Source organism: Rhodococcus sp. USK10 (assembly GCF_019378875.1).
GTDB lineage: Bacteria > Actinomycetota > Actinomycetes > Mycobacteriales > Mycobacteriaceae > Rhodococcus_F > Rhodococcus_F pseudokoreensis.
In genome coordinates this window covers 4,215,821-4,240,603 of record NZ_CP076048.1, presented here as the reverse complement: position 1 = coordinate 4,240,603, position 24,783 = coordinate 4,215,821, and the positions used below count along the sequence as shown (strand labels likewise).

Below are 24,783 nucleotides of genomic sequence, written 5' to 3'. Positions count from 1 at the left end.
CCTTCAGTTCATGTCTGCCGTTCCGTCGTCCAGGACCTCGTTCTCGATCTCACCGATGGCGTCGGCCGCCCGCCGCAACGCGGGTAGCAGCTTGAGCGCCTTGTCGGGGGTGAGTCGCATGACCGGGGCCTGGACTGCGATGCAGAGATTGGAATTACCTGTGGCACAGGGAACGAGCACCGCTGCGCACACGAGACCGGGCAGGAACTCCTCGTCGTCGATGGCGAAACCGTCGCGGCGGACCTGCTTGAGTTCGGTCTCGATGAGTTCGATGTCGGTGACCGTCTTGTTGGTGTAGCGCTCGAGCGGCATGCGCCCGAGGAGTCGCCGGCGCTGGGCGGGGCTGAGCTGCGACAGGATCATCTTGCCGCTCGCCGAGCAGTGCGCTGGCACCCGCGACCCCGCATGGAGTGTAAACCGAAGGGGCTCGGAGGTTTCCACGCGGTCGAGGTAGACGACCTCGCTGCCCGACAGGGTGGTGACGTTGCAGCTCTCGCCGAGTTCCGCGACGAGGTTGCGGAGGATGGCGTGCCGCGCGCCGTGGTGGGTGTCGTTGAGCAGCAGGTTCTCGGCGAAGCGCCTCAGGCGCACACCGGTGCCGTAGTGCCTGCCGTTGTTCTGCCGGGTAAGGAGTCCGGCGCCCTCGAGTTGCTGCAGCATGCGGTGCAGAGTCGGCTTGGCCATGCCCGTCTCCTCGACGAGCCCCTGCAACGTGAACAGCTGATCCTTCGACGCGATCATCTCGAGCAGCGCGAACAGGCGGAGCGTCGGTGTGTCTCCGGGTAGCTCCGTCGTCGGGTGTCCGTTCGACTCGTCGATCCGGTGAATCTCACCCACGGTTCCTCCTAGGCAGAACGGCGACGCATTCGCATCGTGTATCGAAAAATCATACATCTGGTTCCGGTTTTGGGAACATTCATTGACGAAGCGTGTGACGTGGCCTACTGTCACTGCAGATCACAAAATCACGAACGCAACGTTCCGATTTTTGACATTCTCGGCCGGTTCCGGCGCGCCCCTGAAGGAGGATCACACATGACCAAGAAGAAGAACGGTGCCGATCGCACCGCTGTTTCCGGCGTACAGAAGATGACACCGTCGGAGGCGTTCGTCGAAACGATGGTCGCGAACGGCGTGACCGATATGTTCGGCATCATGGGATCGGCCTTCATGGACGCGATGGACATCTTCGCTCCCGCAGGCATCCGGCTCGTCCCGGTCGTGCACGAGCAGGGCGCCGGACACATGGCCGACGGATACGCCCGGGTCAGCGGACGTCACGGCATGGTCATCGGGCAGAACGGCCCGGGCATCAGCAACTGCGTCACGGCGATCGCCGCGGCGTTCTGGGCGCACAGCCCCGTCGTCATCGTCACCCCCGAGGCCGGCACCATGGGAACGGGCCTGGGCGGCTTCCAGGAAGCCAACCAGCTGCCGATGTTCCAGGAGTTCACGAAGTACCAGGGCCACGTCAACAACCCCAAGCGCATGGCCGAGTTCACCGGCCGCTGCTTCGACCGCGCGATGTCCGAGATGGGCCCGACGCAGCTCAACATCCCCCGCGACTTCTTCTACGGCGAAATCGAGACGGAGATCCCGCAGCCCACCCGTCTCGATCGGGGCCCCGGCGGGGAGAAGAGCCTGAACGAGGCGGCGGAACTGCTGGCGCAGGCCAAGTTCCCGGTCATCGTCTCCGGCGGTGGCGTGGTGATGGCCGACGGCGTCGACGAGTGCAAGGCGCTCGCCGAGCGTCTCGGTGCCCCCGTCGTCAACAGCTACCTGCACAACGACTCGTTCCCCGCCAGCCACCCGCTGTGGACCGGACCGCTCGGCTACCAGGGCTCTAAGGCCGCGATGAAGCTGATCAGCCAGGCCGATGTCGTGCTCGCCCTCGGCACCCGTCTCGGCCCCTTCGGCACCCTCCCGCAGCACGGCATGGACTACTGGCCGAAGAACGCCAAGATCATCCAGATCGATGCCGACCACAAGATGCTCGGCCTGGTCAAGAAGGTCTCCGTCGGCATCTGCGGCGACGCGAAGGCCGCGGCCGTCGCGCTCACCGAGCGGCTCGAGGGCAAGGCCCTCGCGTGTGATGCCAACCGTGAGGAGCGCGCCAAGAAGATCGACGCCGAGAAGGCAGCGTGGGAGAAGGAACTCGACGAGTGGACCCACGAGCGCGACCCGTTCAGCCTCGACATGATCGCCGAACAGGAAGGCGAGGACGGCAACTGGCTGCACCCGCGTCAGGTGCTGCGTGAGCTGGAGAAGGCGATGCCGGAGGACGTGATGGTCTCCACCGACATCGGCAACATCAACTCCGTCGCCAACAGCTACCTCCGCTTCGAGAAGCCGCGCAGCTTCCTCGCCCCGATGAGCTTCGGCAACTGCGGCTACGCACTGCCGACCGTCATCGGCGCCAAGGCCGCGGCACCGGAACGGCCCGCCATCGCCTACGCAGGCGACGGCGCCTGGGGCATGAGCCTCGGTGAGGTCATGACGGCCGTCCGGCACGACATCCCCGTCACGGCCGTCGTGTTCCACAACCGGCAGTGGGGCGCGGAGAAGAAGAACCAGGTCGACTTCTACAACCGCCGCTTCGTCGCCGGTGAACTCGAGAGCGAATCCTTCGCCGGAATCGCGCAGGCGATGGGTGCGGAGGGCATCGTCGTCGACAAGCTCGAAGAGGTCGGTCCCGCGCTGCAGCGCGCGGTCGCCGCACAGATGAACGAGGGCAAGACCACGGTCATCGAGATCATGTGCACCCGCGAACTCGGCGACCCCTTCCGCCGCGACGCGCTGTCGAAGCCGGTTCGCCTGCTCGACAAGTACAAGGACTACGTGTAAATCCGACCGCTGCCAGCACGTGGCCTCCGGCGATCACGCCGGGGGCCACGTCCCGTGCGGTCCTGGTACCGACGATTCGACGCGGTCTGGATCTGTCGCTTCGCCGTCGCGACCCCCACACTTCTGACGGAGACAACGACGAACGAAGCGGAGCAACAGGGTATGGCGGCAACGGTGTGGGATCTGTCGTTGCCCGCCCTCCTTTTCGCGCTCGGCATCGTGGTGGCCGGCGGCGTCGTCCGCGGCTTCGGGGGTTTCGGTGGTGCGATGGTGTGGGTCGCCGGACTCGTCGTCCTGCTGCCGCCGACGTCCGTGATACCCACCGTGTTCGTCCTCGAGGTCGTCGCCAGCGCCGCGATGCTGCCGCAGGTGTGGCGGCAGGTGCACTGGAAGTCGTTGCGCTGGTTGTTCGCCGGCACCCTGATCGGAATGCCGCTCGGCATGTGGGCGCTCACGCAACTGTCCGGTGACCTGGTGCGCGTACTGCTCGGTGTCGCCATCATCGGATCCGCCGTCGCCATGGCCGCCGTCCCCGACCGGCAGTCGCTGCCGGGCCCCGGGGTCACCGCCGCGACAGGAGTGGCGTCCGGACTCCTCAACGGCGGCTTCGCCCTCGGCGGCCCGCCCGCCGTCCTCATGTACTTCTCCGCGTCCACCCACGTGGCCGCCGGACGCGCGTCGCTCGTCGTGTTCTTCCTCGTCATCGACGCCTTCGGAGCAGCGGGCTCGGCTGCCGGCGGCCTCCTCACGGTGCCCGTCCTCGCGCAGATCGCCCTGTTCACACCGCTCTGCATGTTCGGCGCCGCCGCGGGGAAATGGATGTTCGACCGCACCACTGCCCACCAGGTCCGCCAGCGGGTGCTGTGGTTGCTCGGCTTCCTCGGCGCCGCCGTCCTCGTGCAGGTGGCGTTGCGGTAGACCGGGGCCCCGCTCCCGGTAGACCGAGGCGGGGCCACAGCAGGTTTGGTATCAGGTCGCGGGTGTGTGCGACATGGCGGCGTTGTCAGGGTGTGAACTGCCGTCCCGGTCCTCCGTGTAGAGGTCCCGGCGGCGGATTGCGAGCGTGCACAGCGTGCTGACAGCGCCCACCGCAACGATGTATCCCATGATCAGGGAGAGTCCTCCGCTCGCCGAGCCGAGGAGGGACGCGAGCACGAGCGGTGTCAGACCGGACGCGACGATTCCCGACAGCTGGTAGACGACGGAGATTCCGCTGTAGCGGACTCGGGTGGGGAAGAGTTCCGCGAACAGCGAGGATTCGGGGGCGTAGACGATCGGATAGAGGACGCCGAGGACCAGCACGATGGTGATGACGATGACGGCGGTATCTCCGGTGCCGATGAGCACGAAAGCGGGATAGGCTGCAGCCGTGAGGATCACGCTTCCCGCTGCGAACACGTGTCTGCGGTCGTATCGATCGGCGACCTTTCCGAAGACGGGAATGAAGACGATCATGGTCGCGGCCGCCGCCATCACTGCCAGAAGCAGGGTTTGACGGCTGAGGTGCAGCGTGCCGGTGCCGTAGGCGATGGCAAATACCGCCCACGTATTGAAGGCCACCCCCTCGGCCCATCGACTGCCCATGCCCAGCAACATGTTTCGCCGTGACTGCGGGCTCTTGATCAGTTCCAGAGCGGGCACGGTGGCCTTTTCCTCCACCGTCTCGAGCTTGCGGAAGGCCGGGGTCTCCATGACCTTGAGGCGGATGAACAGGCCGACCGCCACCAGGATCGCGCTGAGCATGAAGGCGATCCGCCAACCCCAGTCCAGGAATGCGGACTCTGACAGGGTCGAGTTGAGTGCCGCGAAGACACCCGTGCCCAGCATCAGGCCGATGGCGAGACCGATCTGCGGCAGGCTTCCGTAGAACCCGCGCTTACCGCGGGGTGCGTATTCGACGGCCATCAGGACTGCCCCACCCCATTCGCCGCCGATCGCGACCCCCTGTGCGAGCCGGAGCACCACCAGCAGAATCGGCGCGGCGATCCCGATCGTCGCGTACGTGGGGACCAGTCCGATGAGGCACGTCGCCACACCCATGATCATCATGGTCGCGACCAGGGTCTTCTTCCGGCCGATGCGGTCGCCGATGTGACCGAAGATCAGACCGCCGAACGGCCGGGCCATGAATCCGATCGCGAACGTGGCGAACGCGAGCAATGTGCCGACGATCGGATCCGAACTGGGGAAGAACAACTTGTCGAACACCAGGCCGGCGGCGATGCCGTAGAGGAAGAAGTCGTACCACTCCACTGTCGTCCCGACGATGCTCGAGGCGACGACGGTACGGATCTCGGACTTCGAGGGCTCCTTGTCGGTGTCTCGCGGAGTGGTCACAACGACTCCCGGAATATGTGGGTGAGGGCGTCCCTCGTCACCGGCCGAGGCACGACCGCCAGCTGACGTGTCTGCTTCATCGTCCCATCCACCAGCGTCGCCAGGTGCTCCTCCCCGTAGCCGAAGGTTCGCAATCCCGAAGGCATTCCGATGTCGGTCATCAGCTCGCTCAGTACGTGCGCGAGCGCGTCCGCTCCATCGGTGGCCGTGAACGTCCGGCCGGAGAGGAGCTCGGCCGCCCGCAGGTGCCTGCCGGGGTCGCTCGGGTAGGTCCATCGGAAAACTGCCGCGGCAGTGGCGGATACGGCCTGTCCGTGCGGCACCATCGGCATCGGAGGATAACCCTCGGCCTGGTAGTTCTCGACGGCGCCGGCGACCGGGTACGCATTGGCGTGGGGCAGGTGGGTGCCCGCGTTACCGAACCCGGTTCCCGCCGAGGTCGAGGCCAGCGCCATCTGGTAGCGAGCTTCCAGGTCCCGCCCGTTCATCACCGCGCGTCGCAGGTACTTCCCCACCAACGACAGGGCCTGCTCGCACCAGGTGTCGCTGATGGGGTTGGAACCGCAGAAGGCGGGGCGCTTCATCGGGTCTTCGGGCGCAGGTTTGGCGTCGAACCGGACGCTGGTGTAGCTCTCGAGCGCGTGGGAGAGCACATCCATCCCGCTCGCAGCGGTGACCTGCGAGGGCAGCGTGACGGTGGTCAGGGGATCGACTATGGCGAGCGTCGGTCGCAATGCGGCATGACTGACCCCGGCCTTCAAGTGCAGGCCGAGGAAGTCGATGACACAGATCGTCGTGGATTCCGATCCGGTGCCCGCGGTGGTCGGTATGGCGATCAGGGGTTTGAGGGGAAGCCACGGCGCCCTACCTCCGCCGATGGGCGGGGTCACGTAGTCGAGCAGTTCCCCGGGGTGCGTGGTGAGGAGGTTGACAGCCTTCGCGGTGTCGATTGCGGAACCCCCGCCGACTGCGATGTAGGAGTCCCACTCCCGTTCGCGGGCGAAAGCGACGGCCTCGTCGATGCTTTCGTCCGTGGGTTCCACTGCGACGCCGTCGAATACGTCCGCCTTGATGCCTGCGGCGAGCAGCTGATCGCGGATGCGGTCGGGGATCCCGGTGTTGCGAACGCCCGGGTCGGTGATCACCAGACAGGATTCCGATCCCCGTGCGGACAGCTCGGCGCCGACCTCGTCCACAGCGCCGATACCGAATTTCAGTGGGGGTGCTGCCCAGGTGAAGACGCTCTCGTTCTCGTTCGATCGGTACATCGTTGAGACTCCTTCGCTGTCACAATGTAGGGATAGCCCCCACACTGTGAACCGACGATAGGCCAGTAACGTGGATATGTGAAGTGCCTCACAAGAAGAATCTGACGGATCCAGCACAGGGCGGATCGCGACGGCACGGAACGACACCGGTTCCGGCGGCGACAACCACCCGGGCCGTGGAAGAGTTTTCGGTCAGTGAGACATCGCCCGGTTGACCGGGACGAATTGGGATACTTCCTTCGCCGCCTGGACAATCCGGTCTCCGAGCGTCCGGACCCTCGACTTGGGCATGCGGACGGTGGGGACCTGAATCACCAGCGCTGCCTGCGCGTATCCGTCCGCGTCCAGGATGGGTGCGCCGACGCAACGCACACCCTCGACGTTCTCCTGCTCGTCGATGCTGTACCCGCGGACCCGGATCTCTCGGAGTTGCTCCGACAGTTCACGGGGAGTGCTCAAGCTGTGCGGAGTGACCTTGGCGAGCGTGGCCGGAAGCGACTGGACATACGTCTCGGCATGGGGCGAGAACGCCAGGATCGCCTTGCCCGACGCCGTCGTGTACAGCGGAAACCGGGCGCCCGTGTGCTGCTCGAACCGCAAGGGGAGCGTCGACTGCACCCGCATCATCACCACCGATTCCGACCCCTGGCGGATGGAGAGGTTCACGGATTCCTGGGTCTCGGCATTGAGCTGCTCCAGGATGGGTAGCGCCTTGTCCATACCGAACCCGCGCTGCGCGGCCTGACCGAGCAGTACCGTTCCACTGCCGAGGTAGTAGCTGTCGGACATCGGATTCCGCGCTACGAGACCCTCGGCGATCAGGGCTCGGATGAGTCTGTTGGCCGTGCCGGACGACAACTGGAGTTCTGCCGCGATGGCACTGCCGGTGAGTTCGTCGGGGGACGATGCGAGCAACTTGAGCACGGCCAGCGCACGTCCGACGGATTGTGTGCCCGCGGGCAGTTCCTCGCTCACCACGCAATCCCATCCTCGTCCGACCTGCCGGCGAATCGATGTTACCCGCTCGGTGGATGACCGAGGCCCGGATCTCGTCGCTGTTCGGGCCGGTGGACCGCTATTCTCCCGCGGTGTCGGGGGCCGTGTCGCCCGAATCGCGGTGGAACAGTCCGAGACTAAAGACCGAGCGCTGCAGGCCGTCGAGGGTCCGGGGATCCCAGCCGGTCAGTTGTTGCCAGCGGTCGAGCCGGTAGGTGATCGAGTTCGCGTGGAGGTGGATGTCCCGGCCGGCCGCGCTGATGGAGAAGCCATTGCGGGCGAAGGCCGACACCGCCTCGACGAGGTGCGGGTGGTCGGCGGCGACGGTGGCCCCCGGTTCCAGCAGGGTGGTGAGTTCGTCGCGATGGTCTGCCAGGGTCGCGGCGACCCATTCGTCGGCGAATCGGACCACGGCGCCGGTGGGTGAGGCCAGTTGCAGGACCCGCCGCGCGTCGGTGATGCTCATCGCCGCTCCGGCCAGGCCGGGGCGGTCCAATCCGACTCCGACGGTGGTGCCCGGGTGTCGGAGCCGGACCTCGCGGATGATGTCGTCGACCGGTGCGTGCTGGCTCAGGGCGACGATGACGGCGCCGTGCCCGCTGCATTGAGTTGTGCCCGGGATCGTGTCCAGGGTGCGTTGCAGCCGCTCGAGCTGCGCTTCCGACCACTCCTCCGCGGCGACGCACACCGCTCGAAACCCGTGTTGCGGTGTGAACCCGAGCGCCTCCGCCAGCTCGCGCACGTCGCGGTCGTCGCCGTCGCGGGACCTCGCGAGTGCCTCGAAGAACCGGTACCGCACGCCCGCGCGGATGGCCTGTTCGCTTCGGGTCGCGTCGGTGTGTCCGACGGCGACCGCACTGGTGGCGGTGTGGACGAGATCCCACATCATGCCGCCTGCACGCAACAGGTCGGTTGTCGGTTCGGCCGCTCTGGCGACCATCGTGTTCCACAATTCGCGGGACGCGATGTGGTACGTCTCGATGACGTCGGACAGTGGTAATCCCTGCATTGCCCGGCGCCGGCCGAGCTGACGTGAACGCTCGAGGACGTCGTCGGCGAGGGGTTCGCTCTCCGCGAGGGCGCGCAACGTCGCCGCGAGCTGCCGGGCGATGTACTCGTGCTGTTCATCGATCGGAACGGCAGCGTACGACTGCAACTCGGCACGGATCTGACGCACCGATCGGTCGGTTACCGACTCGATCTCCTCCGAGACCTGCCGGCACAACCGCTGGATCGTGTCTTCCCCCGCGGACTCGGGCACTTTCCCCTCACATTCCACACTCCCGTGAAATTCACGAACCGCTTCGGCGTTTTCCGGGATTCGCCCATGGCCCGCGGGGAGTGACTCGGACCACACTAGTGCCAGAGTGCACGTCTACCGGCACCGGACCACACCGCGACGCCGGTCGACGCAGTCAGAATAGGAGCCCAACAATCATGTCCAACGAGGCAAAAAGCGCCTTACTCGCGATAGGTCTCCCGTTCGCCGGGGTTCTGGGCGGCATCGTGGTCCTGTCCGGATCCACGGCCGCGGTCTTCGGAGTTCCGATCCTGTTCGCGTGGTTGTTCCTGTGGATGCCGCTCACCTCGCTGTGCCTCCATCTCGCTTGGAAGCTATTCGACCGCAAAGACTTCGAAGCTGCCGAACGTGCCGAATCCGCCGCTGCGGGCAGTGGGATCGGAGAACAGTCATGACCGCGGCGTTCTTCACGCTCGTGCTGATCCTCGCCCTCGGGGCGGGCGTGCTGTCGCGGCGCGGCAGCAAGAAGGAGATCTCCGACTACCTGGTGGGTGGCCGGTCGTTCGGTCCGCTGCTGGTCTTCATCCTGGGGGCGGGTGAGGCGTACAGCATCGGCACCCTGATCGGGTTCCCCGGCGGCGTGTACGCGCACGGCGCGAGCTACGGCGTCTGGTTCATCGGGTACATCCTGCTGGCCTACCCGATCGGGTACTTCTTCGCGCCCTACCTGTGGCGGGCGGGCAAGCGGTACGGCGCCATGACGTTGCCCGATGTGGCTGGACGCCACTTCCGGTCGCGGGGGCTGGAATTGACGATCGCCATTGCGTCGGTCGTATTCCTCATCCCGTGGGGTCAGCTTCAGCTCGCCGGTCTGCAGATCGCGCTGACCGGTCTGGGGATCTCCATCGATCCCACCGTCGCCGTATTCGCAGGCGCGGCCCTCGCGCTGCTGTTCCTCATGCTGTCCGGGGTGCGCGCCCCCGCGTTCGTGTCCTACGTCAAGGACACCGCCCTGCTGCTCGGCGCCGTCCTGATCGGGTTGGCGGCAATCGTGCAGACCGGCGGCACCGAGAAGCTGTTCGCCGCGGCGGCAGCCAGTGGTGGCGGCTCGGCCTCGCATTCCACGGTCACCGGGTCGTCGCTGACGTTCGTGCTGACGACGATCGTGTTCCAATCGGTGGGGTTCTTCATCTTCCCGATCGTCGTGCAGGCCGTGCTCGCAGCGAAGTCCGAGGCGACGATCAAGCGGGTCGCGAAGTTCAACCCGCTGTACATGCTGATGTACCCGTTTCTCGTCGCCGCCGCGTTCGGGGCGATCACGCTGCTGCCGACGAAGCTCGAGGGCACAGAATCCGACCAGGTGCTCCTGCAGTTGTCGCGACAACTGTTGCCCGACTGGCTGACCGGCGTCGTCGCCGGCGGCGCGGCCCTCTGCGCGATCGTGGTGCTGTGCGGGGCGGCCCTCGGCATCGGTGCGATCGTGTCGCGCAACATCATTCCCGGGATCCCCGAGTCCCGCCAACGGATCTGGGTACGCGGAGTCGTCGTGGCGTATCTGGCGATCTCGCTGCTGCTGACCCTCGCGACACCTCAGCTCCTGCTGACCCTGGTCAACACCGCGTATTACGGCGTCACACAGGCCGCCGTGGTGTTCGCGACGATGGTCTTCGGCTGGAAGCTGCGCCCGTCCGCCCTCGCCATGGGCGTGGTGCTCGGCGACGTCGTGGTGCTGTGGCTGTATCTCGACAAGCACGGCCCCGTGTCAGTGTGGCTCGCCGAGCACGGTGTCAACCTCGGCGCGGCCGCCCTGGTCCTCAACATCCTGTTCGTGGTGGCGACGCGGTTGTTCTGGCCGGCCACCGACCCCGTCCGCGGCCTTCGCACCGAAGGTCGCACACCCGCCGCCGTGGAATCCACGGCCACTCCCAGCCAAGTAGGTGCCTGAATGTCCCGAACACTGCTCACCGCCGACGCGATCCACACCCAGGACCCCTCGTCGCCGACCGTCGAAGCGCTGGTCATCGCCGACGACCGCGTGCTCGCCACCGGCACCGCGAAGGATATGGCCGACTGTGCCGGGATCGGCGCCCGCCGCGTCGACCTGCCCGGCGCCACGGTGATCCCGGGGCTCATCGAGTCGCACATCCACCCCACGTACGCCGGTCTCACGGACGGCTGGGCGGACTGCCGGACGCCACCGTGCCGGTCGATCGCCGACATTCAGCAGGCGCTGCGTGCCTCGTCCGGCGGCAGCGGCTGGATCCGCGGGTGGGGTTACGACGACACCCAGATCGCCGAGGGACGGCACCCGACCCGGACGGATCTCGACGCGGTCAGCACCGACAGGCCGGTCATCGTGCTGCACATCTGCGGGCACTTCGCCGTCGCCAACACCGCCGCACTCGCGGCGGCGGGCATCGACGAGTCGACGGTGCCGGTGGACGACCCGCTCTTCCCCCGCGGGGACGACGGCCGGCTGACCGGGATGGCGTGGGAAATCGACGCGGTGTCGAGGCTCACCGCGGCAGTTCCCGCGCTGACCGAGCAGGAGGTCAACGGTGCCCTGCTCCGCAGCCTGCAGTCGGCGCGGGCACGGGGAATCACCACGATCCACGATCTCGGGGTGGGTCTGTCGGCGGGCGAGCAGGAACTGGCCGCCTACCGCTCACTGGACGCATCGGGTGAGCTACCGGTCCACGTGGTCGGGTTCCTCCGTGGTGACCTGGCGCTCCAGGCCCTCGACGACCGGCGGGTCACGTTCGAGCACGCACCCGCGGCCGGAGCGCATTTCCGGCTGGCGGGCGCGAAATTCTGGGCCGACGGATCGATCCAGGGACTGTCTGCCGCACTCCGCGCCCCGTACGCCTGCGACCCCGGTCATCACGGCGACCTGCTCTATCCGCAGGAGCAACTCGACGAGATGATCCTGCGGGTGCACCGCGCGGGTGGTCAGGTCGCCGTGCACGCCAACGGCGACGCGGCCGTCGGCGCCGCGATCACGTCGCTGCGGCGGGCGCAGGCCACCGACGGCAGGGTGGGACGGCACCGCATCGAACACTGCCAGGTGAGCGCACCGAGCGACCTGGCCGCGATCCGGGAAGCCGAACTCGGGGTGAGTTTCTTCGTCAACCACGTCTTCTACTGGGGCGATCGCCACCGCGACCGCTTCCTCGGCGCCGAGCGGGCCGCCGACATGGATCCCCTCGCCTGCGCCGACGACCTGGGTCTGCGGTTCGGGTTGCATTCGGACTGCCCGATCACGCCGATGGACCCGCTGGCGACCATCCGCACCGCGGTCACCCGGATGACGCGGGGCGGCACCGTGCTCGGCGGGAACCAGCGGATCGGAGTGGATCGCGCGATCCGGGCCATGACCGTCGACAGCGCGTACCTGGTACACGACGAGACTCGCGTCGGCACCCTGACCGCCGGTCGTCGCGCGGACCTGGTGGCGCTCGACGGCAGCCTTCGCGACCTCGGCGACGGCACCGTCGACACACCCCGTCCGGCAATGGTGATGATCGACGGAGAAGCGGCAGACATGCACCCAGCCCGGGTGTAAGTGATTCAGCTGCAATGGAACTGGAACCCGTCCTCGCCGATCAGGTGAGGGCGGGTTCCCGTTGCCGGCGGAAGCTCCGGGAGCTCCCGGAGGCACTGAGCGGCGGCTGGGCGGCGGAAATGAAGTACGACGGGTGCCGCCTCTCGGCGGCGGTCAGGGGCCGGTCACCTACCTTCCGTTCGACGTTCTCTCTGCCGACGGGTCCGATTTGATGGCGGCGCCGTATCTGGAGCGCCGTGCAGCTCTCTCCGACCTCGGTCACGCGCTGCCCGGGGTCGGCGTGCCCGTGCAGATCTTGCCGCACTGGGAAGGAGCGGACGGTGCCGTCATTCTGGAGGCCGCCAGAAATTCCGGGATGGAGGGCGCGGTTTTCACACGGGTGGGGTCGCCCTATCCGCCGGGTCAGCGCACTCGGTCGTGGCGGAAGGTTCTCCTTCGCACGAGGAGCTCTTGCTTGATTGTTGGTTGGATCGCGGGCGGGGGTGCGCAGCGGAACATGGTCGGCTCCCTCGTCCTCGGAGCATGCGATGACCAGGGCGTTCTTCGCTACGTGGCAATGGCGGGACTAGGCTCACGATGGCGGTGCGCCGCCAGCTGAAGGAGAAGCAGGCCGCGCTCGAACGCCGCACCAGCCCGCTCGGAACCGATGCCGCGGCAGCGGAGGCCACGGGATCGTGCGCTGGGTCGAACCGGCGATTGTGGTGGACGTTGCATATCGCGATCTCACCTCGGGTGGGCTCCGGCATCCCTCGTACAAGGGCACACGCCTCGATATCGACCCCGCATCGGTCCGGGTCGAGGATCTGTAGAGGTCAGAGGAAGGCCGCCGGCACCTTCCCCGGTGTCAGCGGCTCCTCATCCCGTCCCCGGGGAACGCTGCGCAGTGCAGGTCTTACCCCGGTCCGGGGTGACGGGGACGCCATATCGCCTCACGGCAAGTGGTCGCTCGCAGCGACGATCATCTGTGTGTGGTACCCGGGGTATGCGCGCCACCGTCAGCTTCCTCAACAGCGGCTCGTGCACCGGTATTCCGGGCCCCGCCGGCTAGGGGATCCGGGAGATCGCCGCCGTGCGGGGCGGCTGCGGGCGGGGGTGCAGCGTTCGAACCGCGGCGGAGACTCCGGCAACCTAACGATCCGCATCTTCTCTGAGAACGAGGCCGAGAGCGTGGATATCCGCCAGTGTGAAAGTCGGTGTCGGTATCGGGGGTCTCCCCCAGTCGGAGCCGCTCGTCGATTCTCCTCTTGACGGTGGTGAGTCCCCTTCTGAGAGGGTTCGTAGTGCGCCCGTGGCGCGGGCGTGCGCTTCACGCCCGCCCGGGGTGACGTCGATCAGCGTTTGCCGTCGGTTGTCCGGATTCGGTCGGCGTGTGGCCATGCCTTGGCTCTCGAGCCGTTCGACGGTCGCGCTCAGGGTGGTCCAGTGGCGTCGCAGTTGGTCGGCGAGGGGCGCCAGGGTCACGTGCAATTCGCCTGCGCCGACCAGAGCGTCGAGCACCTCGTACTTGGCGAAGGTCAGGCCGTCGTGTCTGAGGACGGCGTCGATCGATCGGCTGAAGGTTCGGTAGGCGATTCCGAGGTGGGTATGGAGTTCGAGCATCTGATGGAGGGTGATCGGGCGGCTTCCGGATACGACAGTCATAGCGTGCAGACGATCTTCCCCTGAGTTCGGCCGTGTGCGAGGTCTTCGAGAGCGGCGGGGACGGCGTCGAGATCTACCCGGGCTGTGATCAGCGGCTCGATTGTCCCCGCCGCTGCCATGTCGAAGATCGCCGCTTGTGCTTCTTGAACGAGGTCGGGACGATATCGCTGATACAGGGACCAATGCAGCCCGGTGATGGTGTAGTTCTTGACTAGCGCGTGATTGAGCCGGGGCTGCGGTGTCGACCCGCTGGCGAACCCCACGACGACGATGCGGCCTTCGAATGCGATGTACTTGGTTGCCAGCTCGTAGGCGTGGCCACCAGCTGAGTCGAAGACGATGTCGGCACCGTCTGGTGCGGCGGCCCGGACGCGTTCGAGTACGTCCTCGGACTTGCGGTCGATGACTGTGTCGGCACCCATGCGCGCGGCTGCGTCGGCCTTGTCCGCTCCGGAGACGATTCCGATGACTCGTGCCCCGGCGGCGCGGGCGATTTGAACAGCGGCTGAACCTACCCCTCCGGCGGCCGCTGTGACCACGACGGTGTCTCCCGCTCGCATTGCGGCTCTGCGGTGCAGTCCGAGGAAGGCCGTGAGGTAGGTCAAATGCAATGTGGCGGCCGTGCTGTCGTCGATGAGTCCCGGAACGCTGTACGTGTCGGCGGCGTTCATCAGTGCCGTCTCGGCGAAGCCTCCGTGGGGAAGTGTCGGTTGTCCTACGATTCTGGTCCCGAGAAGGATGGGGTCGACTCCTTCCCCGAGGCTGTCGATGATCCCGCAGGTCTCGAGGCCGGGGGTGAACGGGGGGACTGGCTTGTGCTGGTACTGACCTCGGCACAGCAGAACGTCGGCGAAGTTGCACGAGGTGGCGGCCACGCGCACGCGGACCTGCCCGTCTCCAGGGTTCAGGTCGGGGACGTTTCCGAGCGTGAGAACCGATCCGGGTTCTCCGTACTCGTGAACTTGCCATGCGCGTGTCATATTGTGCACCTTCGTCGTTGGTTCTGCTGTGCCGGGATGGGTCAGGACCGGCGGCCCTCTTCGGGTGTGGTGGCACCGATCAGGTGGACGGTGTTGCCGAAGACCTCTTCGCCGCGTCCCATCTCGGCGTGGGAGAGCGGAATATCGTCCATCGGAAGGACGCGCCCGACGCAGGGGTCGATCTTTCCGTCGACCACCAGTTGGTTGTAGGCGATGGCCTGCTCGTCATTGGTTCCGTGCGAGCCCTGCAGGCGCTTCTGGCGGGTCCAGTGGTAGCGCAGGTCGACCATGGCGTCGAAGCCTGTGGTGCCGGCGCAGATGGTGACCATGCCGCCGGGCTGGCAGACGAAGATGCTGGTGGGGATGGTGGATGCACCGGGATGCTCGAACACGATGGCCGGATCCTCCCGTTCACCGGCGATCTCCCAGATCTTCTTCCCGAATGCGCGTGCGCCTGCGGTCCACTTCTTCTGTCCCTCCGCGTCGTCGACCAGCGGCGGAATTCCCCAATGGTCGAAGTCGCGTCGGTTGATGTATCCGATGGCCCCGTACTTCATGGCGAATGCGCCACGCTCATCGTCGGAGACGACGGCGACTGCTCGTCCGCCGGCCTCGCGCACCAATTGGCAGGCCTGCGTGCCGAGGCCGCCGGAGCCGCCCCACACCAGCACCAGGTCGCCCTCGGTGACGGTGTTTCCCTTCCAGCCGTGCAGCATCCGGTACGCCGTGGTACCCACCAGGGTGGGGGCTGCCGCTTCGGCCCAGCTCAGATGGGGTGCCTTGGGGAGAACTTGGTTAGCCTGTACGCGGGCGAACTGCCCGAACGACCCGTAGTTGGTGTCGTAACCCCAGATCTTCGCGCTCGGTGCGATCATCTGGTCCCGGCCCGCGGCAATCCAGGAGTCGTCCTCGTCCCACACTCCGGGGTGGATGACGACCTCGTCCCCGACCGCAATGTTGCTCACATTCGATCCGACGGCGTAGACGATGCCCGACGCGTCGGACCCGCCGATGTGGAAGCTCTCCTGCTCCCCGCGCCGCTGCCGGGTCGCGACCTGGTCGACCGGGTACCCGCGGGCGGCCCAGACATTGTTGTAGTTGACACCGGCGGCCATCACTGCGATGAGCACTTCACCGGCGCCGATTTCTGGTGTGTCTACCACCTCGTGAACGAAGGCGGTGGACGGATCTCCGTAGCGTTCCGGTCGAACGACCTGAGCGTGCATGCTCCGGGGTACCACACCCAGAGGCGGAAGGGATCCGACGTCGACGGCTTCGACGGCCGAGCCGGAGACCGACTGGCGCTCAACTGATTTGGTCACTTCTTCTCCTTGAATTTCATGTTTCGTGCGTTATCGAGCAAGAGTTCTTCGCGGTGAGCGACCCCCTTGGTGTCCTTATTGCGGATCGCCGTCGAGCGGGGCTTTCCTGTGCGGAAGAAACCGTCCCTTGACCAACGACTGTCGGGGTAAATGGGCGATGGCGATCGTGCGCACCCACCTGTGGGGTGCCAGTCACGATCAGTCCGGCTGTCCTGGGTGTGTGGTCTCGCGTGTCGTCAACGAGGCCGGTCCTCGTGCCGCGACCACCGATCTGTGGTTGTGCCGCTGCCCGCTGGCGGGTCCACCGAAGGTCGCGAGCAAGACGCTGGTCACGGTTGGGGCTCCGGATGGCCGGCGGACAGTGAACGGAACCGGGTGCCTCTCGTCTGCGCGAGGCGTATCGAACAGTGTTCGCGCAGGTGCCGTCTGGAGGCACTGTCGACCGAGCGGGCAGCGGTCGAATCGAGGAGGCTTTTGAGCCGTTCGTAGTAGTCGGCGGGAAACAACCCGAAGGTGGGCAGGATGTGCTCCTCTCCGCCTCCGTAGGGCGCCCACTGCACCGCGAATTTCAGCATGTCTTGGTCGAAGCCGGTCATCCTCGGTCCGATCGTCATCGGCGGTTGGTGGACGCCGCCGAAAGGGTTGGTCAAATTCTCACGCTCGAGCCGATCGCTCGACGAGTCGCTGTATGGAACCAGCAGCCGAGCGAACGCGATTGTCATGACTCCGAGAGCTATTGCGACACTGCCGCAGCAGATTCCGATGAGTTCGACGAAGCCCGCAAGCCGGGGCGGCTGCGTTGGCCGAGTTGCCACAAGAACGATGATCGAGATGCCGGCCGACGTCAGACGAACGCCCATCATTGCGATGTCCGTCGTGCGCTGATCAGCTTTCATCATCGTCCTACTCGGAGTTGGGGTCCGTCGGGACCGCAGGTCTGGTTCGTACGGCCCCGACGGGGATTCTGGGGTCAGGCCGTGGTGGCCTTGTACCGTTCGTCGCGCCAGGCGAGGGCAGCCTTCAATCCCTTTTCGGCGGCGACCTTGTCGAATGCTTGTTGTTCCGGGGTGTTGGCCCCGTTGATGAGGGCGGAGATGTCGATGTTGGCGTTGACTGCGGTGCGTAGACCCTTGGCCTCATAGGCACGGTTGAGTGCCTGCTTGGTCAGCTGCAGGATCGGCAGGGGGGTCGGTGCGATCCGCAGGGCCAGCTCACGGGCGGCGGTCTCGAGGTCCTCGAGCGGGACGATCTTGTTGATCAGACCGAGGGACAGCGCTTCCTCGGCGTTGATCTTGTCGCCGGTGAAGAGCAGTTCGTTGGTCTTCTTCTGGCCGAGGATGAACGGCATCAGCAAGGTGACCGGGCCCGAGCCGTACTGGATTTCGGGCTCGCCGAACTTCGCGTCGTCGGCGGCGACGATAAGGTCGCAGGCCATCGCAATCTCGCAGGCGCCGGCCAGGCAGTAGCCCTGGACGACGGCGATGGTCGGCTTCGGGCAAGACCACACGCGCATGGTGAGGTCGCAGTCGCGGCGCAGCACGGGCAACCAGTCGAGCGGGGTTTCGGTGCCGTCCTCGATCTCGTCGTTCATATCGAACCCCGCGGAGAACGCGCGACCCTTCGCGGCGAGGAGGATGACCTTGATCGAGTCGTCGGCGCCGGCCTCGGCAAAACGCTTGTCGAGTTCGAGGACGACCTCCGTATTGAGGGCGTTGAGCTTGTCCGGGCGGTTGAGGGTGATCGTGGCGATCGGGCCGTTGCTTTCGTAGAGCACTACATCTGACATGTCACTCGTGTCCTTTGCTGAAAACTGTGGAAGAGAATTGGGTCAGTGCTTCCATCGGGGCAGGCCGTCCGAGTCCAGGCCTGCGAATCGGGATCGACTCCAGGTGGGGTTGCGGTCCTTGTCGACCAGAGCGGCGCGGATGCCCTCGATGAAGTCCGGGGTGCGGATGACATCGCGGGTGACCTGTAGCTCCGCTGCGAGGCATTCGCGGAGGGCGCGTTGTTTACCCCACGCGAGTAGCTCGAGGGTGAGCTGCAGGCTTTGTGGCGACAGACCGGCGAGTGTGTTCCGGGTCGTGGCCGCCCAGTCCCCGCCGGCGGCGGCGAGCCGTTCGTCGATCTCGGCGAGGGTCCGTGCGCTGAAGCACCAATCGATCTGCCCACGCTGCTCGGCGAGAGCGCTGTCGGCGACCGGGGAGGGGCTACCGAGGGCACGGAGGATCTCCTCGACCGGCCGGTGAGGGTGATCGGCCAGAGCCGCCGGCACCAGGCGGATTGACTCGCTGTCGATGAAGTGCGTGGCCAGCCCGGTGTAGAGGGCGTCGGCCGCCGACATCCTGGCCCCGGTCAAGCCCAGATAGACCCCGAGCGCCCCCGGCAGGCGTGAGAGGAAGTAGCTGGCACCGATGTCGGGGAAGAACCCGATCCCGGTCTCGGGCATCGACAGTGTGGCGTTGCCGCTGACCACCCGGAACGCCCCGTGCACCGACAGGCCCATGCCGCCGCCCATGCAGATCCCGTCGATCAACGAGATGAACGGCGCCGGGTAGCCGGCGATCCGGGCGTTGAGCCGGTACTCGGTCGAGAAGAACCGCTCACTCGCTTCCCGGTCACCGGCCAGGCTGTTCTCCTGGACGGCGCGGATGTCCCCACCGGCGCAGAACGCCTTCGGGCTGGCGCTGTCGAGCACCACGGCGCGCAGTCCGGTGTTCTCCCACTCGGCCAGGGCGGCATCGATCGCCTCGACCATCTCGGTGGTCAGCGCGTTGAGTGCCGTGACCCGGCCGAGGGTGATCACCCCGATGCCGCCGCGGATCTCGGTGCGGACCGTGTCGGTGTTCCGGGCGGTCGCGGTTGCCACGAGATCACTCATGGGTCGGCATCGAGAAGTCGGTGCGGACCTGGGTGTCGTTGGGCCAGCGGGTGGTGGCGGTCTTGTTGCGGGTGTAGAACCGCACGCCCTCGGGGCCGTGGATGTGGTGGTCACCGAACAGGGACCGCTTCCAGCCGCCGAAGGAGTGGAACGCCATCGGCACCGGGATCGGGACGTTGATGCCGACCATCCCGGCCTTGACCTGGGTGAGGTAGGTGCGGGCGGTGTTGCCGTCGGCGGTGAAGATGGCGGTGCCGTTGCCGAATTCGTGGTCGTTGACCAACTGCAGTGCGTCGTTGAAGGATTCGGCGCGCACGATGGACAGGACCGGCCCGAAGATCTCTTCGAGGTAGATCCGCATCGACGGGGTGACGTGGTCGAACAGGGTGCCGCCGAGGAAGAACCCGTCCCCCGCGGTCGCCGGAATGGTTTCCCGGCCGTCGACGACCAGTTCCGCGCCTTCCTGCACCCCGACGTCGATGTAGGAGGCGACCTTGTCGCGGTGCACCCCGGTCACCAGCGGGCCCATTTCCACCTCGGGGTCGGTGCCGGGCCCGACCTTCAGGTCGGCGAGGGCGGCGATCAGCCGCTCGCGCAGCGCGGTCGCGGTGTCCTCCCCGACCGGCACGGCAACGGAGATGGCCATGCAGCGTTCCCCGGCGGAGCCGTAGGCGGCGCCCATCAGGGCGGAGACGGCCTGGTCGAGGTCGGCGTCGGGCATGATCACCATGTGGTTCTTCGCCCCGCCCAGGGCCTGGACCCGTTTGCCCTGCGCGGCGGCGGTGCTGTGGATGTATTCGGCGATCGGGGTGGACCCGACGAAGCTGATCGCCTCGACCTGCTGGTGGGTGAGCAGAGCGTCGACGGCGATCTTGTCGCCGTGCACGACGTTGAACACCCCGTCCGGCAGGCCGGCCTCGGTCAGCAGCTTGGCGAGTTCGACGCTGAGGGTGGGGTCCTTCTCGGACGGCTTCATCACGAACGTGTTCCCGCAGGCGAGGGCGACGGGGAACATCCACATCGGGACCATGGCGGGGAAGTTGAACGGCGAGATCCCGGCGACGACGCCGAGGGGCTGGCGGAAGGTGACGCCGTCGACGGCCCGGCCGACGTTCTCGGAGAATTCGCCCTTGAGTTGTTGCGGGATGCCGCAGGCGAATTCGACGACCTCGAGGCCGCGGGTCACCTCCCCCAGGGCGTCGGAGTGCACCTTGCCGTGCTCGGCGGTGATGATCGTGGCGAGCCGGTCGGCGTGCTGTTCGACGAGGTCGCGGAACCGGAACAGGACCCGGGCCCGGATGTGTGCGGGGGTGGCCGACCAGGCCGGGAACGCCGCGGCGGCCGCCGCCACGGCGGCGTCGACATCGGCGGTGGTGGCCATCGCGACCGTGCCGGTGACCTGACCGGTGGCGGGGTTGTAGACGTCGGCGCGGGTGGCGGCGCCGCGGGCATCGACACGCCCGGCGATGTAGTGGTCGATGTCGACCGGCCGAGAGCCAGTGGTGCCGGTCGCCGGGGTGGGAAGGGTGGCAGTCATGTGAAGAGTTCTCCTGAAAGGGTTTTTCAGCCGTAGATCTGGGCGTAGAGGTCGCGGATCTCCGCGTCGGTCGGGACCAGCGGGTTGTTGTTCGGTGAACCCGACGCCAGGGCCTGCTGCGCCATGAGCGGGATCAGCTCGTCCCAGCGGGCCTTGTCGATGCCGTAGGCCTTCGGCGTGGGCACGGCCACGTCGCGGCACAGCTCGCGCAGCGCGTCGACGAGGTTGTCCGCGGCGGTGGTGTTGTCGTCGCCGGTGGTGGCGACGCCGAGGGCGCGGGCGCAGTCGGCGTACCGGGACTCCGCTGCCCGGACCGAGAACGCGGTGACCGCGGGGAAGAGCATGGCGTTCGTCAGCCCGTGCGCGACGTGGAAGTGCGCGCCGATCGGCCGGCTCATCCCGTGCACCAGGGCGACCGAGGAGTTGGAGAACGCGATGCCGGCCTGGGTGGCGGCGAGCATCATCTGCTCACGAGCCTGCGCGTCGGAGCCGTCGGTGTAGGCGCGGCGCAGGACCCGGCCGATGGTACCGATCGCCACGAGCGCGAGGCTGTCGGCGAAGGGGTTCGCCTTCTTGCTGACGTAGGCCTCGATCGCGTGGGTCAGCGCGTCGACGCCGGTGTCGGCGGTCAGCCGCGGCGGCATCGACACGGTCAGCTCGTAGTCGATGACCGCGGCGATCGGCAGGAACGCCAGGCCCGGGCAGAGCATCTTCTCGTCGCTGACGCTGTCGGTGATGACCGTGAACTGGGTTGCCTCCGAACCGCTTCCGGCGGTAGTGGGAACGGCGATGACCGGCAGGGCGGGACCGGTGTTGTTGCGGGGAGCCTTGTAGTCGCGCATCTCCCCGCCCTGGCGGCCGAGGATCCCGAGAGCTTTGGCGGTGTCCATCGGGCTGCCGCCACCGAACCCGATGACCGAATCGCAGTCGTGCTCGGTGATCGCGGCGACGCCGGCGTCGAGTGAGTCGGTCGTTGGGTCCGGGACGGTGTCGGCGAACAGGCGCGGTGACAGACCGGCGGATTCGAGGGTCTTGATCATCTGTTCCGCGGCGCCGGTGGAGACGAGGAAGGCGTCGGTGACCACCAGCGGGCGGGTGAGTCCGAGGCCCTTGACCACCTCGCCGATCTCGGCGACGGCGCCGCCGCCGATCCGCATGATCCGCGGGAGTGCGATGGGTGAAGCCATGGGTGGGTCTCGCTTTCTCAGCGGTTGGTGAAGGACGGCTTGCGCTTGTCGAGGAAGGCGGTCATGCCTTCGGTCTGGCCGTCGGTGGCGAACGCGGCGTGGAACAGGCGGCGCTCGAACCGCAGGCCCTCTGCCAGGGGGGTCTCGAAGGCCGAGTTCACGGCCTCCTTCGCCATCAGGACCGAGGGCCGGGAGAATCCGGCGATTTTCTGAGCGATGGCGATTGCCTCGTCGATGAGGTCGTCGGCGGGGACGATGCGGGCGACGAGGCCGATCTTCTCCGCTTCCTCGGCGTCGATGGTGCGTCCGGTCAACACCATGTCCATGGCCTTGGACTTGCCGACCGCGCGGGTCAGGCGTTGGGTGCCGCCGGCGCCGGGCAGGATGCCGATGGTGATTTCGGGCTGGCCGAATTTGGCGGTGTCCGCGGCGATGATCATGTCGCAGCTCATGGCGAGTTCGGCGCCGCCGCCGAGGGCGTATCCGGCGACCGCGGCGATGATCGGCTTGCGGGTGGTGGAGGCGCGTTCCCAGCTGGCGGTGATGAAGTCCTCGAGGTAGACGTCGGTGAACGACTTCGGCTGCATCTCTTTGATGTCGGCGCCGGCGGCGAAGGCCTTGGCGCTGCCGGTGAGCACGACGGCGCCGATGCTGTCGTCGGCTTCGGTGGCGTCGAGGGCGGCGGTCAACTCCTCGGTGAGGGCGTTGCACAGGGCGTTGAGGGCCTTCGGGCGGTTGAGGGTGATCAGCGCTACCGGACCCCGGCGTTCGACGAGGACGTAGGTGTATTCGGTCTCGATCGACGCGGTTGTCATGGTCTCAGCGATGTCGGTCATCGGTTCTCCTTGTGGGATTCGTGTGCTGCCGGGCTCTTTCGCCGCCGAGATCAGTGGGATGGGTCGAGGATGATGCGGGCGTCGAGTGCGATGGCCTGGGTGGGGGTGACCGCGATGGGGTTGCACTCGATTTCACTGATCTCGGGGTGTTGGGCCGCGTAGGTGGAGAGGGTGGCCACCAGCTGAGCTGCGGCGTCGACATTGACGGGCGCCTTGCCGCGGAAGCCGGTCAGCAGCGCCGCACCGCGGAGGGACAGCAGCAGCTCGCGGGCCTGGTCGGCGGTGATCGGGCCCAGGGCACAGCGGGTGTCTTTGAGCAGTTCGGTGTACACGCCGCCGATGCCGACGAGGACGATGGGGCCGAACGTCGGGTCACGCCGTACGCCGATGATCAGTTCGACCGCGCCGGAGAGGTCGGCCATCTCCTCGATGGAGCAGACCGGGGGTGCCAGCCTGGCCTGGACGTCGTCCCAGGCCTCGATCAGTGCGGTGTGGTCGGTGATGTTCAAGATGACGCCGCCGTTGTCGGACTTGTGTTCGTCGCCGAGGGCTTTGAGGACGAGCGGGAACTGCAGGTCGGCAACTGCCGCTTCCAGCTCCCGGGTGGTGGAGACCTCGGCGGCGGGGACGAAGGGGATGCCGGCGGCGGCGAGGGCGCGGCGGGCCGGCCAGTATCCGGTCTCGGTCAGCGGGGCGGCGGGTTCGGGCAGCACGGGAAGGGGATGCGATCCGGCGTGGGCTCGGCGGGCCAGTCGGCTCAGCGCCCAGGTGGCGTGTTCGACGTTGCGGTAGACGGCAATTCCGCTCTCCCGCAACGCCTGTGCGGGCTTGGAGTCGGCGAACATGGTCTGGGCGATGAAGCTGGCGCCGGACTCGGCGACGAGGGCGCCGATGTCGTGGCCGGCCTGGATCTCACCGGGCACGATCGCCGGGTCGTAGTCGCCGTAGCCACCGAAGAATCCGGTCATCAGGACGGCGTCGGTCTCGGGGCTGGCGATCAGGCGCTCTGCGACGCGGGCGAAGCTGGTGATGTCCTGCTCGCCGCCGCCGGCGAGGTCGATCGGGTTCGATGTCGCCGCGGTCGGCGGCAGCTCACCGGCTACTCGTGCGGACAGCTCGTTCGAGAACTCGTCGACCTGCAGACCTGTCTCTTCGAGGCTGTCGCTGGCCAAGGAGGCGTGACCGCCGCCGTCGGCGAGGACGGCGACCCGTGACCCGGTCGGAGGGTTGGTGCGGACCAGGGCTTGGAGCAGGTTGGCCATCTCGAACGGGCTCGAGACCAGTTCGGTGCCGGTGGCCTCGCAGACCGCTTCGAGGACGACGTTCGAGGTCACGAGGGATCCGGTGTGGGAGGCCGCGCCGCGGGTTGAGGCGGCACCGCGGCCGACCGAGAGCAGCACGACGGGCTTGCCTGCGTCCGCGGCGCGGGCGGCGGCGCGAGCGAACTTGCGGCCGTCCTTGAAGCCCTCGCAGTACACCGCGATCGCGGAGGTGCCCTCGTGGTCGACGCAGCTGTCGATCAGGTCCGCGGCGTCGAGGTCGGCGCAGTTGCCCAGGCTCGCGAAGCGGGCGACTCCGAGGCCTTGTTCGGCGAAGTGCTCGGCGAGGTCGATCGCGACGTTGCCGCTCTGGGAGATGATCGACACCGAGCCCGGACGGAATTCGTTGACGGTCGCGTCGAGGCCGGTGGTGTTGTCGAGCACGCCCAGGCAATTCGGTCCGAGCATCGGGATTCCGGCGTCCCGCAGCCGGGCGACCAGGGCGTTCTGCCGGGCCAGCCCCTCTGCACCGGTTTCTCCCAACCCGGCGGTGATGGCGACGATCGCCTTGGCGTCCGCGGCGATGGCGTCGTCGACCGCCTCGTCGAATCCTGCCGCCGGGACCGCGATGACGGCGAGGTCGACCGGCCCGTCGAGGGAGGTCAGGCTGGGCACGGCGGGGTGATCGAGGATCGTCGACCGGGTCTTGTTGATCAGGTAGGCCGGCCGGCTGTCCCAATCCCGCAGAGCCCGCACCGCGAGCCAGTTTCCGTACTTGGCGGGGTCGTTGCTCGCGCCGACGATCGCGATCGAGGACGGAGCGAACAGGGCGGTGAGGTCCCGGCGGGTAGCGGGCGGCGCGAGGGCAGGTGAGGTCATCGAAAGATCTCCGTCTT

At 67.1% G+C, this 24,783-nt stretch carries 22 protein-coding genes; 7 read left to right on the top strand and 15 right to left on the bottom strand.

From position 1 onward, the window contains the following. Positions 1-3 precede the first annotated feature (3 nt). Positions 4-837 carry an IclR family transcriptional regulator gene (locus I1A62_RS26450; RefSeq protein ID WP_206008194.1) on the bottom strand — a complete coding sequence of 278 codons (834 nt, stop codon included), beginning with the start codon at positions 835-837 and terminating at the stop codon, positions 4-6. Between the two features lie 198 nt (positions 838-1,035). Between I1A62_RS26450 and xsc the strand changes: the two genes are divergently transcribed. Together xsc and I1A62_RS26440 are read left to right on the top strand one after the other, a co-directional pair. Then, complete coding sequence (gene xsc, locus I1A62_RS26445) at positions 1,036-2,844, top strand: sulfoacetaldehyde acetyltransferase (protein WP_124394860.1); 1,809 nt, start codon at positions 1,036-1,038, stop codon at positions 2,842-2,844. 162 nt (positions 2,845-3,006) lie between these two features. Beyond that, positions 3,007-3,762, top strand: a complete 756-nt coding sequence (locus I1A62_RS26440; RefSeq protein ID WP_124394861.1) for a sulfite exporter TauE/SafE family protein — start codon at positions 3,007-3,009, stop codon at positions 3,760-3,762. A gap of 51 nt (positions 3,763-3,813) precedes the next feature. On the opposite strand, the gene I1A62_RS26435 is transcribed toward I1A62_RS26440, so the two are convergent. From I1A62_RS26435 to I1A62_RS26420, 4 genes are all read right to left on the bottom strand, one after another. Further along, positions 3,814-5,181 carry an MFS transporter gene (locus I1A62_RS26435; protein WP_219455233.1) on the bottom strand — a complete coding sequence of 456 codons (1,368 nt, stop codon included), beginning with the start codon at positions 5,179-5,181 and terminating at the stop codon, positions 3,814-3,816. Further along, positions 5,178-6,449 (bottom strand): hydroxyacid-oxoacid transhydrogenase, encoded by a 1,272-nt coding sequence (locus I1A62_RS26430; protein WP_219455232.1) that lies wholly within the window; start codon positions 6,447-6,449, stop codon positions 5,178-5,180. Before I1A62_RS26430 ends, I1A62_RS26435 begins: the two co-directional genes overlap by 4 nt. Before the next feature lie 192 nt (positions 6,450-6,641). Then, the gene (locus I1A62_RS26425; protein ID WP_219455230.1) at positions 6,642-7,427 is read right to left on the bottom strand and encodes an IclR family transcriptional regulator; all 786 of its coding nucleotides are present in this window, start codon (positions 7,425-7,427) and stop codon (positions 6,642-6,644) included. Between the two features lie 97 nt (positions 7,428-7,524). Beyond that, entirely contained in the window at positions 7,525-8,706 is a 1,182-nt protein-coding gene (locus I1A62_RS26420) for a CdaR family transcriptional regulator (protein WP_219455228.1), read from the bottom strand. 176 nt (positions 8,707-8,882) lie between these two features. Between I1A62_RS26420 and I1A62_RS26415 the strand changes: the two genes are divergently transcribed. The 5 genes from I1A62_RS26415 (at position 8,883) to I1A62_RS46535 (ending at position 13,056) form a co-directional block, all read left to right on the top strand. After that, the gene (locus I1A62_RS26415; RefSeq protein WP_219455226.1) at positions 8,883-9,140 is read left to right on the top strand and encodes a DUF3311 domain-containing protein; all 258 of its coding nucleotides are present in this window, start codon (positions 8,883-8,885) and stop codon (positions 9,138-9,140) included. Then, entirely contained in the window at positions 9,137-10,630 is a 1,494-nt protein-coding gene (locus I1A62_RS26410; protein WP_219455224.1) for a sodium:solute symporter, read from the top strand. The genes I1A62_RS26415 and I1A62_RS26410 overlap by 4 nt, the downstream gene beginning before the upstream one ends. After that, complete coding sequence (locus tag I1A62_RS26405; RefSeq protein ID WP_219455222.1) at positions 10,631-12,247, top strand: amidohydrolase; 1,617 nt, start codon at positions 10,631-10,633, stop codon at positions 12,245-12,247. 211 nt (positions 12,248-12,458) lie between these two features. Further along, a complete protein-coding gene (locus I1A62_RS46540) occupies positions 12,459-12,845 on the top strand; it encodes a hypothetical protein (protein ID WP_257890969.1) in 387 nt (128 codons plus the stop codon). A gap of 76 nt (positions 12,846-12,921) precedes the next feature. Continuing rightward, entirely contained in the window at positions 12,922-13,056 is a 135-nt protein-coding gene (locus tag I1A62_RS46535; RefSeq protein WP_257890543.1) for a hypothetical protein, read from the top strand. Positions 13,057-13,375: 319 nt separating this feature from the next. Here I1A62_RS46535 and I1A62_RS26395 read toward each other — a convergent pair whose 3' ends face one another. The 10 genes from I1A62_RS26395 to I1A62_RS26350 form a co-directional block, all read right to left on the bottom strand. Continuing rightward, positions 13,376-13,888, bottom strand: a complete 513-nt coding sequence (locus I1A62_RS26395; RefSeq protein WP_219455221.1) for a MarR family winged helix-turn-helix transcriptional regulator — start codon at positions 13,886-13,888, stop codon at positions 13,376-13,378. Next, positions 13,885-14,868 (bottom strand): NADPH:quinone oxidoreductase family protein, encoded by a 984-nt coding sequence (locus I1A62_RS26390; RefSeq protein WP_219455218.1) that lies wholly within the window; start codon positions 14,866-14,868, stop codon positions 13,885-13,887. Before I1A62_RS26390 ends, I1A62_RS26395 begins: the two co-directional genes overlap by 4 nt. Positions 14,869-14,909: 41 nt before the next feature. Next, complete coding sequence (gene ccrA / locus I1A62_RS26385) at positions 14,910-16,190, bottom strand: crotonyl-CoA carboxylase/reductase (RefSeq protein ID WP_219455217.1); 1,281 nt, start codon at positions 16,188-16,190, stop codon at positions 14,910-14,912. 329 nt (positions 16,191-16,519) lie between these two features. Continuing rightward, positions 16,520-16,804, bottom strand: a complete 285-nt coding sequence (locus tag I1A62_RS26380; protein ID WP_257890542.1) for a DUF3263 domain-containing protein — start codon at positions 16,802-16,804, stop codon at positions 16,520-16,522. Positions 16,805-17,160: 356 nt separating this feature from the next. Beyond that, positions 17,161-17,976: an enoyl-CoA hydratase-related protein gene (locus I1A62_RS26375; RefSeq protein WP_219455215.1), complete on the bottom strand. Its 816-nt coding sequence runs from the start codon at positions 17,974-17,976 to the stop codon at positions 17,161-17,163. A gap of 42 nt (positions 17,977-18,018) precedes the next feature. Continuing rightward, positions 18,019-19,056, bottom strand: coding sequence for an enoyl-CoA hydratase/isomerase family protein (locus I1A62_RS26370; protein ID WP_257890541.1), 1,038 nt, complete (start codon positions 19,054-19,056; stop codon positions 18,019-18,021). A 4-nt stretch (positions 19,057-19,060) separates the two neighbouring features. Further along, positions 19,061-20,605 (bottom strand): CoA-acylating methylmalonate-semialdehyde dehydrogenase, encoded by a 1,545-nt coding sequence (locus I1A62_RS26365; protein ID WP_219455212.1) that lies wholly within the window; start codon positions 20,603-20,605, stop codon positions 19,061-19,063. 26 nt (positions 20,606-20,631) lie between these two features. Next, positions 20,632-21,792 (bottom strand): iron-containing alcohol dehydrogenase, encoded by a 1,161-nt coding sequence (locus I1A62_RS26360; RefSeq protein ID WP_219455210.1) that lies wholly within the window; start codon positions 21,790-21,792, stop codon positions 20,632-20,634. Between the two features lie 17 nt (positions 21,793-21,809). Next, positions 21,810-22,628 (bottom strand): enoyl-CoA hydratase, encoded by an 819-nt coding sequence (locus tag I1A62_RS26355; protein WP_257890540.1) that lies wholly within the window; start codon positions 22,626-22,628, stop codon positions 21,810-21,812. Positions 22,629-22,678: 50 nt separating this feature from the next. After that, positions 22,679-24,766 carry an acetate--CoA ligase family protein gene (locus tag I1A62_RS26350; RefSeq protein ID WP_219455208.1) on the bottom strand — a complete coding sequence of 696 codons (2,088 nt, stop codon included), beginning with the start codon at positions 24,764-24,766 and terminating at the stop codon, positions 22,679-22,681. Positions 24,767-24,783: the final 17 nt, after the last annotated feature.

Excerpts from the sequence above, each read along its gene's own strand:
- xsc (WP_124394860.1), top strand. The coding sequence starts at position 1,036 with ATGACCAAGAAGAAGAACGGTGCCGATCGCACCGCTGTTTCCGGCGTA.
- I1A62_RS26440 (WP_124394861.1), top strand. The coding sequence starts at position 3,007 with ATGGCGGCAACGGTGTGGGATCTGTCGTTGCCCGCCCTCCTTTTCGCG.
- I1A62_RS26430 (WP_219455232.1), bottom strand. The coding sequence starts at position 6,449 with ATGTACCGATCGAACGAGAACGAGAGCGTCTTCACCTGGGCAGCACCC.
- I1A62_RS26415 (WP_219455226.1), top strand. The coding sequence starts at position 8,883 with ATGTCCAACGAGGCAAAAAGCGCCTTACTCGCGATAGGTCTCCCGTTC.
- I1A62_RS26410 (WP_219455224.1), top strand. The coding sequence starts at position 9,137 with ATGACCGCGGCGTTCTTCACGCTCGTGCTGATCCTCGCCCTCGGGGCG.
- I1A62_RS26405 (WP_219455222.1), top strand. The coding sequence starts at position 10,631 with ATGTCCCGAACACTGCTCACCGCCGACGCGATCCACACCCAGGACCCC.
- I1A62_RS46540 (WP_257890969.1), top strand. The coding sequence starts at position 12,459 with ATGGCGGCGCCGTATCTGGAGCGCCGTGCAGCTCTCTCCGACCTCGGT.
- I1A62_RS26395 (WP_219455221.1), bottom strand. The coding sequence starts at position 13,888 with ATGACTGTCGTATCCGGAAGCCGCCCGATCACCCTCCATCAGATGCTC.
- I1A62_RS26390 (WP_219455218.1), bottom strand. The coding sequence starts at position 14,868 with ATGACACGCGCATGGCAAGTTCACGAGTACGGAGAACCCGGATCGGTT.
- I1A62_RS26380 (WP_257890542.1), bottom strand. The coding sequence starts at position 16,804 with ATGACGATCGGACCGAGGATGACCGGCTTCGACCAAGACATGCTGAAA.
- I1A62_RS26375 (WP_219455215.1), bottom strand. The coding sequence starts at position 17,976 with ATGTCAGATGTAGTGCTCTACGAAAGCAACGGCCCGATCGCCACGATC.
- I1A62_RS26365 (WP_219455212.1), bottom strand. The coding sequence starts at position 20,605 with ATGACTGCCACCCTTCCCACCCCGGCGACCGGCACCACTGGCTCTCGG.
- I1A62_RS26360 (WP_219455210.1), bottom strand. The coding sequence starts at position 21,792 with ATGGCTTCACCCATCGCACTCCCGCGGATCATGCGGATCGGCGGCGGC.
- I1A62_RS26355 (WP_257890540.1), bottom strand. The coding sequence starts at position 22,628 with ATGACCGACATCGCTGAGACCATGACAACCGCGTCGATCGAGACCGAA.
- I1A62_RS26350 (WP_219455208.1), bottom strand. The coding sequence starts at position 24,766 with ATGACCTCACCTGCCCTCGCGCCGCCCGCTACCCGCCGGGACCTCACC.